This window comes from Neobacillus sp. 19 (assembly GCF_049463095.1).
Classification (GTDB): Bacteria; Bacillota; Bacilli; order Bacillales; family Cytobacillaceae; genus Neobacillus.
In genome coordinates this window covers 1-9,145 of record NZ_JBMPZU010000008.1, presented here as the reverse complement: position 1 = coordinate 9,145, position 9,145 = coordinate 1, and the positions used below count along the sequence as shown (strand labels likewise).

General features: G+C 43.1%; 5 protein-coding genes and 2 pseudogenes. All 7 read left to right on the top strand.

Going from position 1 to position 9,145, the window contains the following annotated elements; translation table 11 throughout:
• Positions 1-120 precede the first annotated feature (120 nt).
• Positions 121-999 (top strand): annotated as a pseudogene (locus ACO1D1_RS01305) (DNA-directed RNA polymerase subunit beta); the annotation flags it as partial.
• A gap of 100 nt (positions 1,000-1,099) precedes the next feature.
• Positions 1,100-4,698, top strand: a pseudogene (gene rpoC, locus ACO1D1_RS01300) (DNA-directed RNA polymerase subunit beta').
• Between the two features lie 166 nt (positions 4,699-4,864).
• Complete coding sequence (locus ACO1D1_RS01295) at positions 4,865-5,113, top strand: 50S ribosomal protein L7ae-like protein (protein ID WP_149868104.1); 249 nt, start codon at positions 4,865-4,867, stop codon at positions 5,111-5,113.
• Positions 5,114-5,217: 104 nt separating this feature from the next.
• Complete coding sequence (gene rpsL, locus ACO1D1_RS01290) at positions 5,218-5,640, top strand: 30S ribosomal protein S12 (RefSeq protein WP_066321257.1); 423 nt, start codon at positions 5,218-5,220, stop codon at positions 5,638-5,640.
• A 44-nt stretch (positions 5,641-5,684) separates the two neighbouring features.
• Positions 5,685-6,155, top strand: coding sequence for a 30S ribosomal protein S7 (rpsG, locus tag ACO1D1_RS01285; protein WP_149868105.1), 471 nt, complete (start codon positions 5,685-5,687; stop codon positions 6,153-6,155).
• A 50-nt stretch (positions 6,156-6,205) separates the two neighbouring features.
• Complete coding sequence (fusA, locus tag ACO1D1_RS01280; RefSeq protein ID WP_149868106.1) at positions 6,206-8,287, top strand: elongation factor G; 2,082 nt, start codon at positions 6,206-6,208, stop codon at positions 8,285-8,287.
• A 128-nt stretch (positions 8,288-8,415) separates the two neighbouring features.
• On the top strand, positions 8,416-9,145 hold a 730-nt coding region (locus tag ACO1D1_RS01275), incomplete at its 3' end, for an elongation factor Tu (protein WP_423334669.1).

The window sequence follows — 9,145 nt, the reverse complement described above, 5'->3', positions numbered from 1 at the left end:
TATGTACATCTACTTCGTTCAGTTATGACGAACCGATATTAACCCCAAACCCGACGACCTAGATAGGCGTTTTCGCATTTATCGTGAAACGCTTTCGCGTTTTTCGTGCGCCGCTTCAGTGAAGACGGCGATGAACTTCCACCGGGTGTAAACCAGCTTGTCCGTGTCTATATCGTTCAGAAGCGTAAGATCCATCAAGGGGATAAAATGGCTGGACGCCACGGTAATAAAGGGGTTATTTCCCGGATTTTACCTGAAGAGGATATGCCTTATTTACCCGATGGTACACCTGTTGACATCATGTTGAATCCTTTAGGGGTTCCATCACGGATGAACATTGGTCAGGTGTTAGAACTTCATCTTGGAATGGCGGCACGCTACCTTGGTATTCACGTGGCATCTCCGGTATTTGACGGAGCAACTGAGGAAGATGTGTGGGATACAATTGAAGAGGCTGGTATGTCACGCGATGCGAAAACTGTCCTTTATGATGGACGCTCCGGCGAGCCATTCGATAACCGTGTCTCTGTTGGTGTTATGTATATGATTAAACTTGCACACATGGTTGACGATAAGCTCCATGCACGTTCAACTGGACCATACTCACTTGTTACACAGCAGCCTCTTGGCGGTAAAGCTCAATTCGGCGGACAGCGCTTTGGTGAGATGGAGGTTTGGGCACTTGAAGCGTACGGTGCAGCATATACACTTCAAGAAATTCTGACCGTTAAATCAGATGACGTGGTTGGCCGTGTGAAAACATATGAAGCCATTGTCAAGGGCGAGAATGTCCCTGAACCAGGCGTTCCTGAGTCATTCAAAGTATTAATTAAAGAACTTCAAAGTCTTGGTATGGATGTAAAAATCCTTTCCGGCGATGAAGAAGAGATAGAAATGCGCGATATGGAGGATGAAGACGACTTACAGCAAGTCGATACATTAAACATCGTGCCTGAAACACAAAACTTAGAATCAGAAAAAGTTGGTTCAAAAGAATAAGCAAATCATCTTTTTTGCTTCAGCGCACGTTAGTTCGTGCGCTTGGAGCTTTTAAACGCACTAAGGGTAGAACCTGGAGATCAAAAGGGAGGTAGGCCCCTTGTTAGACGTTAATAATTTTGAGTATATGAAAATTGGCCTTGCTTCACCGGATAAGATCCGTTCGTGGTCATTCGGAGAAGTGAAAAAGCCAGAAACCATTAACTATCGTACGTTAAAGCCTGAAAAAGACGGCTTATTCTGTGAACGTATTTTCGGTCCCACAAAGGATTGGGAATGTCATTGCGGAAAATATAAGCGTGTCCGTTATAAAGGCGTCGTTTGTGACCGCTGCGGTGTAGAAGTAACACGTGCAAAGGTTCGCCGTGAACGTATGGGTCATATCGAACTTGCTGCACCTGTTTCACATATTTGGTACTTTAAAGGGATTCCAAGCCGGATGGGTCTTGTTTTAGACATGTCACCGCGTGCTTTGGAAGAAGTCATTTACTTTGCTTCTTATGTGGTAACAGAATCAGGTGATACAGCCCTTGATAAGAAACAGCTACTATCCGAAAAGGAATATCGGGCATATCGTGAAAAGTACGGAAACAAATTCCAAGCTGCCATGGGTGCTGAAGCGATTAAAAAGCTTCTTTCCGATATTGATTTAAATAAAGAAGTCGACATTTTAAAAGAAGAATTAAAGACAGCACAAGGCCAGCGGCGTACGCGTGCGATTAAGCGCCTGGAAGTGTTAGAGGCATTCCGCGGATCAGGCAATGCTCCGTCATGGATGATTCTTGATGTTCTTCCTGTCATTCCTCCTGAACTTCGTCCAATGGTTCAATTGGACGGGGAAGATTTGCGACATCTGACCTAAACGATCTTTATCGTCGTGTCATCAACCGTAACAACCGCTTAAAGCGTTTATTGGATCTTGGTGCACCAAGTATTATCGTTCAGAATGAAAAGCGGATGCTTCAAGAAGCGGTAGATGCCCTAATCGATAACGGCCGCCGCGGCCGACCTGTTACTGGTCCTGGTAACCGTCCGTTAAAGTCACTATCACATATGTTAAAAGGGAAACAAGGCCGTTTCCGTCAAAACCTGCTTGGAAAACGTGTTGACTATTCCGGCCGTTCCGTAATTGTTGTAGGCCCGAATTTAAAAATGTATCAGTGCGGTCTTCCGAAAGAAATGGCTTTGGAACTATTCAAGCCGTTTGTTATGAAGGAGCTTGTCGAAAAAGGCCTGGCTCACAACATCAAGTCTGCTAAGCGTAAAATAGAGCGGGTATCTCCTGATGTGTGGGACGTACTTGAAGATGTAATCAGAGAGCATCCGGTTTTATTAAACCGTGCCCCTACATTGCATAGATTAGGAATTCAGGCATTTGAACCAACACTTGTCGAAGGACGGGCGATTCGCCTCCATCCACTCGTATGTACTGCATACAATGCGGATTTCGATGGTGACCAAATGGCTGTTCACGTACCGCTTTCATCGGAAGCACAAGCAGAAGCTCGTCTATTGATGCTTGCAGCTCAAAATATCTTGAACCCTAAAGATGGTAAGCCGGTTGTTACTCCATCCCAGGACATGGTATTAGGAAACTATTACTTGACACTGGAGCGTGAAGGTACGATTGGTGAAGGGATGGTTTTTAAAGATACAAGTGAAGCTATCCTTGCTTACCAGAACGGGTATGTTCACTACCATACACGTGTGGCTGTACATGCTGGATCATTGGAAAATGAAACATTTACGGAAGAACAAAATAATAAGCTGTTGATTACAACTGTTGGTAAGCTTATTTTTAATGAAATACTTCCAAAGTCATTCCCATATATCAATGAGCCGACACGACATAATTTAGAAGTCGAAACACCTGCGAAGTATTTCGTTGAAAAAGGTGAAGACGTCAAAGCGAAAATTAAAGAAATGCCGTTAATTGATCCATTCAAAAAGAAAATCCTTGGAAATATCATTGCTGAGGTATTCAAACGGTTCAAAATTACCGAAACGTCTAAAATGCTTGACCGGATGAAGGACCTAGGATTTAAGCATTCCACCAAGGCAGGTATTACTGTTGGTGTGGCGGATATCGTTGTACTAGGAGAGAAGCAGCAAATTCTTCATGATGCTCAAGGTAAAGTAGATAACGTGATGAAGCAATTCAGACGTGGTTTGATCACGGAAGATGAGCGTTATGATCGTGTTATTGCGATCTGGAGTGCCGCGAAGGATACCATTCAAGGTAAACTGATGAAATCCTTGAATAAGACGAATCCAATCTTTATGATGAGTGATTCCGGTGCCCGTGGTAATGCCTCTAACTTTACACAGCTTGCAGGTATGCGCGGACTAATGGCCAACCCGGCTGGACGTATCATTGAATTGCCGATTAAATCAAGTTTCCGTGAAGGTTTAACCGTATTAGAGTACTTTATTTCCACACACGGTGCTCGTAAAGGTCTTGCAGATACAGCTCTTAAGACAGCTGACTCTGGTTACTTAACACGCCGACTTGTAGACGTTGCCCAAGATGTTATTGTCCGTGAAGATGATTGCGGCACCGATCGTGGATTTACCATCAGTGCTTTAAAAGACGGTACAGAAATCATCGAGGGATTAGATGAGCGCTTAATTGGCCGTTATGCCCGTAAAGCCATCAAGCATCCTGAAACAAAAGAAGTACTCGTTCCTGAAAACGGCTTAATCACGGAAGATTTAGCAGAAACCATTGTTGGAGCAGGTATTGAAGAAGTAAAAATCCGCTCTGCGTTTACATGTAATACTCGTCATGGCGTATGTAAGAAGTGTTATGGCCGCAACTTGGCAACAGGTCAAGAGGTTGAGGTTGGTGAAGCAGTTGGTATTATTGCTGCCCAATCCATCGGGGAGCCGGGAACACAGTTAACGATGCGTACGTTCCATACAGGCGGTGTTGCGGGAGACGATATTACCCAAGGTTTACCGCGTATCCAAGAGATCTTTGAAGCGCGTAACCCTAAAGGTGTAGCGGTTATTTCAGAAATAGAAGGTGTCGTTGTCGGCATTAACGAAGGACGCGACCGCCAGCATGAAATCGTCGTACAAGGTGAAGTTGAATCTCGTACCTACAATGCTCCATATACAGCACGCTTAAAAGTAGCTGTCAATGATCACGTTGAACGCGGTCAGGAACTAACTGAAGGTTCAATTGATCCGAAAGAATTAATTAAAGTAAAAGACGTTACATCTGTTCAAGAATACCTATTGCGTGAAGTTCAAAAGGTTTACCGCATGCAGGGTGTTGAAATTGGCGATAAGCACGTCGAAGTAATGGTTCGTCAGATGCTGCGTAAAATTCGTGTCAGCGATGCCGGTGAAACAGATGTGCTTCCAGGTACACTCCTTGATATTCATCAGTTTACTGATGCGAATGAAAAGGCGCTGATTGAAGGTAAATTACCTGCAACAGGACGTCCAGTATTACTCGGTATTACAAAAGCTTCACTTGAAACAGATTCCTTCTTGTCTGCGGCATCGTTCCAAGAAACGACAAGAGTTCTTACAGATGCAGCGATCAAAGGCAAACGCGATGAATTGCTTGGTCTGAAGGAAAATGTCATTATCGGTAAGCTTGTACCAGCTGGAACAGGCATGCAGCGCTACCGCAAAGCGGAGCCTGTACTTCGCGATACGACATCCGAAGAAACTGTAACGATTGATTAATCCAATATTTGAGCGGTACTTGCTAAAAGGCGAGTACCGCGTTTTAAAGAAGAGATAAAATAACACATGTATAAAAAAGTAAAATCATGAGTTGACATCTTTTAACGAAGATGTTACTATATCAAAGGTGCTCCTATTCACCTGATACTTTGGAGGATATGATAATATGTCTTATGAAAAAGTATTACAGGCGCAACGTACTGTTATAGGAACGAAACAAACAGTAAAAGCGCTTAAGGAAAATCTAGTGCAAGAGTTAGTTGTTGCAAACGATGCGGAACCGAAGGTTACGGCAAAGGTCATTGGTGAAGCACTCTTAGCAGATGTTCCGGTCCTATATGTAGATTCGATGAAAAAACTCGGCAAAGCATGTGGGATTGAAGTGGGCGCGGCAGCTGTTGCCATTATCCGTTAAAAACTGTTTTTGTAGATAGAGTAGTCTGCAAAAACTTTGTTTTTGCAAAAAAATGAACCACCTGGATGTGTGGGCTTACAAATAATGAAGGGAGGAAACAAATCATGCCTACTATTAACCAACTAGTGCGCAAGCCTCGTCAATCAACGGCTGAGAAGTCAAAATCTCCAGCGCTAAATAAAGGTTATAACAGCTTTAAGAAATCACAAACAAATGTATCTTCACCACAAAAACGCGGAGTATGTACTCGTGTTGGTACAATGACTCCAAAGAAACCGAACTCAGCGTTACGTAAATATGCTCGTGTACGTTTGACAAACGGTATTGAGGTGACAGCATACATTCCTGGTATTGGCCACAACCTTCAAGAGCACAGCGTTGTTCTTATTCGTGGAGGACGTGTAAAAGACTTACCAGGGGTACGTTACCACATCGTACGTGGAGCACTTGATACTGCGGGTGTAAACAACCGTATGCAAGGCCGCTCTAAATATGGTACTAAGAGACCAAAAGCAGCAAAAAAATAATCACATTAATTTAAATAGAAGCTTCTTCGAAAGGAGGAAAATACATGCCACGTAAAGGTCCTGTAGCAAAAAGAGACGTTTTACCAGATCCATTATATAATTCAAAATTAGTTACTCGTCTAATCAACAAAATGATGATTGACGGTAAAAGAGGTAAATCACAAGAAATTCTTTACTCAGCGTTTAACACCATTCGTGAACGTTCTGGCAAAGAGCCAATGGAAATCTTCGATGCAGCGATGAAGAACATCATGCCTGTACTTGAAGTTAGAGCTCGCCGTGTCGGTGGTGCAAACTACCAAGTTCCAGTTGAGGTGCGTCCTGACCGCCGTACAACTCTTGGTCTTCGCTGGTTGGTTAATTATTCACGTCTTCGCGGTGAAAAAACGATGGAAGAGCGTTTAGCAAACGAAATCATGGATGCAGCTAACAACACTGGCGCATCAGTTAAGAAGCGTGAAGATACACACAAAATGGCAGAAGCAAACAAAGCGTTTGCTCACTATCGTTGGTAATTTAACCTTCAATATAAAACAACTTTCATACTAGGAAGGAGAAAGACCCAATGGCAAGAGAGTTCTCCTTAGAAAACACTCGTAATATCGGTATCATGGCACACATCGATGCCGGTAAAACGACGACCACTGAGCGCGTCCTTTACTACACTGGTAAGATTCATAAAATCGGTGAAACACATGAAGGCGCATCTCAGATGGACTGGATGGAGCAGGAACAAGAACGCGGAATTACAATCACTTCCGCTGCAACAACTGCATCATGGAAAGGACACCGTGTTAATATCATTGACACACCAGGACACGTAGACTTCACAGTTGAAGTTGAACGTTCCCTGCGTGTACTTGATGGTGCGGTAGCTGTTCTAGATGCACAATCAGGTGTTGAGCCGCAAACTGAAACAGTTTGGCGTCAAGCAACAACCTACGGAGTACCACGTGTAGTATTCGTAAACAAGATGGATAAAATCGGAGCTGACTTCCTATATTCTGTAGGAACAATCCATGACCGTCTGCAAGCAAATGCACACCCAATTCAGCTGCCAATCGGTGCTGAAGATCAATTCTCAGGGATTATTGACCTTGTGGAAATGAACGCAGTATTCTATGGTAATGACTTAGGTACTGATATTGAAGTAGGGGAAATTCCTGAAGAACACCGAGAATTAGCTGAAGAATACCGTGAAAAATTAGTTGAAGCAGTAGCTGAACTAGATGAAGAATTAATGGAAAAATACCTTAGCGGTGAAGAAATCACTAAAGAAGAGCTTAAAGCAGCGATTCGTCAAGGTACAGTTAATGTTGAATTCTATCCAGTAATCTGTGGATCAGCATTTAAAAACAAAGGTGTTCAATTAATGTTGGATGCTGTTATCGATTACCTTCCATCTCCATTAGATGTACCTGCGATTAAAGGTCATGATGTGGATGATGAAGAAGTAATTGTTGAACGTCATTCTAGTGACGAAGAGCCATTTGCGGCGCTAGCGTTCAAAGTTATGACTGACCCTTATGTTGGTAAATTAACGTTCTTCCGCGTTTACTCTGGTACGTTAGAGTCTGGCTCATATGTCCAAAACTCTACAAAACGTAAGCGTGAGCGTATTGGACGTATCCTGCAAATGCATGCAAACAGCCGTCAAGAAATTTCAATTGTTCATGCCGGTGACATTGCAGCAGCTGTAGGTTTGAAAGATACAACGACTGGTGATACTCTTTGTGACGAGAAAAACCTTGTTATCCTTGAGTCAATGCAATTCCCTGAGCCAGTTATTGAACTTTCAGTTGAACCAAAATCTAAAGCAGACCAAGACAAAATGACGACTGCATTACAAAAACTTCAAGAAGAAGATCCAACATTCCGTGCACATACTGACCAGGAAACTGGACAAGTTATCATTGCTGGTATGGGTGAGCTTCACCTTGACATCATTGTCGATCGTATGCGTCGTGAATTTAAAGTCGAAGCTAACGTAGGTGCTCCACAGGTTGCTTACCGTGAAACTTTCAAAGGTTCAGCGCAAGTTGAAGGTAAGTTTGCACGTCAATCTGGTGGTCGCGGACAATACGGACACGTTTGGATCGAATTCTCTCCAAATGAAGCAGGAAAAGGCTTCGAATTCGAAAACGGTATTGTCGGTGGTGTCGTTCCTCGTGAATACATCCCTGCGGTACAAGCTGGTTTAGAAGATGCCCTTGGTCGCGGTGTTCTTGCGGGTTATCCATTAGTGGATATTAAAGCAAGATTGTTCGATGGATCTTACCATGATGTTGACTCCTCTGAAATGGCGTTTAAGATTGCCGCTTCCATGGCTCTTAAAAATGCTGCTTCTAAGTGTCAACCATGTATCCTAGAGCCTGTTATGAGGGTAGAAGTTGTAATCCCTGAAGAATACCTTGGTGATATTATGGGCCAAGTTACTGCTCGCCGTGGCCGTGTTGAAGGTATGGATGCACGCGGTAATGCTCAAGTGGTTCGTGCAATGGTTCCACTTTCAGAAATGTTTGGTTATGCAACAGCACTTCGTTCAAGTACACAAGGCCGTGGAGTATTCTCCATGCACTTTGATCACTATGAAGAAGTACCAAAATCAATTTCTGAAGAAATCATCAAAAAAAATAAAGGTGAATAATTGATTTTCAGTCATCTTTAAAGTATAACTACTAATGTAAGCATAGAAACTGTGAAATTGGAATATTCCTATTCGCAGTTTCTATAAAATATACTTAAACTTTTATAATCCAAAGGAGGATTTTCCAAATGGCAAAAGCTAAATTCGACCGTTCAAAGCCACACGTTAACATTGGTACAATTGGTCACGTTGACCATGGTAAAACTACTTTAACAGCTGCAATCACTTCTGTTCTTGCTAAATCTGGTAAAGCAGAAGCTCGCGGTTACGATCAAATCGATGGTGCTCCAGAAGAAAAAGAGCGTGGAATCACAATCTCTACTTCACACGTTGAGTACGAAACTGACAATCGTCACTACGCACACGTTGACTGCCCAGGACACGCTGACTATGTTAAAAACATGATCACTGGTGCAGCTCAAATGGACGGTGGTATCCTAGTTGTATCTGCAACTGATGGTCCAATGCCACAAACTCGTGAGCACATCCTTCTTTCTCGCCAAGTAGGTGTTCCATACCTTGTTGTTTTCATGAACAAGTGTGACATGGTTGACGACGAAGAACTTCTTGAATTAGTAGAAATGGAAATCCGTGATCTATTAACTGAATACGATTTCCCTGGCGATGACACTCCAGTTATCAAAGGTTCTGCTCTTAAAGCATTAGAAGGCGAAGCAGAATGGGAAGAAAAAGTTGTTGAGCTTATGGCTGCAGTTGACGAATTCATCCCAACTCCAACTCGTGACACTGACAAGCCGTTCATGATGCCAGTTGAGGATGTATTCTCAATCACTGGTCGTGGAACTGTTGCTACAGGCCGTGTTGAGCGTGGTGTAGTTAAAGTTGGTGACGTTGGTT